This window comes from Psychrobacter sp. H8-1 (assembly GCF_904846575.1).
GTDB classification, from domain to species: domain Bacteria; phylum Pseudomonadota; class Gammaproteobacteria; order Pseudomonadales; family Moraxellaceae; genus Psychrobacter; species Psychrobacter fulvigenes.
In genome coordinates this window covers 1-1,384 of the sequence record NZ_CAJHBG010000005.1, presented here as the reverse complement: position 1 = coordinate 1,384, position 1,384 = coordinate 1, and the positions used below count along the sequence as shown (strand labels likewise).

The 1,384-nt window shown below is 44.9% G+C and carries 2 protein-coding genes; one reads left to right on the top strand and one right to left on the bottom strand.

Annotated features, from left to right (window positions below):
- Positions 1-793 (bottom strand): NAD(+) kinase (locus JMY01_RS13990; RefSeq protein WP_265089896.1); only part of this gene is annotated, 793 nt, incomplete at its 3' end.
- Positions 794-1,185: 392 nt separating this feature from the next.
- Between JMY01_RS13990 and JMY01_RS13985 the strand changes: the two genes are divergently transcribed.
- A partial coding sequence (locus JMY01_RS13985) for a YeaC family protein (protein ID WP_201577717.1) occupies positions 1,186-1,384 on the top strand: 199 nt, incomplete at its 3' end.

Below are 1,384 nucleotides of genomic sequence, written 5' to 3'. Positions count from 1 at the left end.
AGGTTAGCTTGTCTGGATGTTTGCGGATATACAGACGCTGATCCTGCTCCAAGGGCATACTTGCTTTGCCTTCAGCACTGACCATAGGTTGGGTACGATTGTCTTCGTGAATCCTAATACAGACCTCACTGTTTCCACTGACCACAATCGGTCTGCTAGACAACGTATGCGGATGCATGGGTACTAAACAGATGGCATCCATGCTCGGATGGATAATAGGCCCGCCACCAGAGAGCGCATAAGCGGTTGATCCTGTGGGTGTCGCTGCAATCAAACCATCACTATGCTGGCGATAAACATCCTGTCCATCAATTTTCATTTGAAAATCAATCATATGCACAGACTTACCTGCATGCAATACCACGTCATTGAGCGCCATATCCTGATGAATAATCTCTCGGCCCTCACGTATCTCCATCGTTAATAAAAATCTATGATCCAGCTGATAATCACCCATCAATACTTGGCGTAATTTAAAAGCGGCCTCATCAGGCTTTACATCAGCCAAAAACCCCAGACGACCACGGTTAACTCCCAATACAGGCACTCGGTAACGGGCAAGCGCTTCTGCAGCATGGAGTATGGAGCCATCACCGCCTACCACAATGACTAAGTCGCAAATTTCGCCAATCAAACTACGTTTGACGATCTTAACTGATTCAATTTCAGTCAGGTCTAAAGTAGGCAAGTTGGCCGTCTGCACATCCATAATCAGCGTCAGTTTCATCTCATTGATGGTTTGGGCAATTTGCACAAGACTTTGGGTGACACTGCGTTTTCCTGCACGCCCCATCAGACCAATACGGCGAAAAGCAGGGTTTTTGATAGCGTGAAAAAGCTCTGATTGATGTAGATGTGGCAATCTTTCTGACTGCGCTGAGTTTTCCATAAAACGACTCGACATAACTTTAAAGTACAGCGCAATGATAGCGATAAATGAGCGCTTAGACTAGCATGTTTATCAATTATCGTTGTTAACTGTCGTAATTGACCCCATATATCAGCTATCATACGTCATATTTAGACGTGTTTGTCTGGCGACGCAGCAGCCCTTTATCTACCTGTCAATATGCGACTCAATAATCTCGTGAAGCCCTGATGACGATGATGATAGTATTGATGATGAGTAAACATATCTGTTATATAAATGATATTAGCTAAAAACAGCGGTGGAGAGTAGATAACATGGACAAACAAACAATATTGGCAAGCTTAACCCCAGAAGTGGTCGAGAAGTTTCGTGTCGCCATTGAGTTAGGTAAATGGCCTGATGGTGGACGACTAACGGTCGAACAACGTGAGACTTGTATGCAGGCAGTCATGGTGTGGGAGCACGAGCACTTACCGCCTGCTGAGCGTACAGGTTATATTCATAAACCTGTCA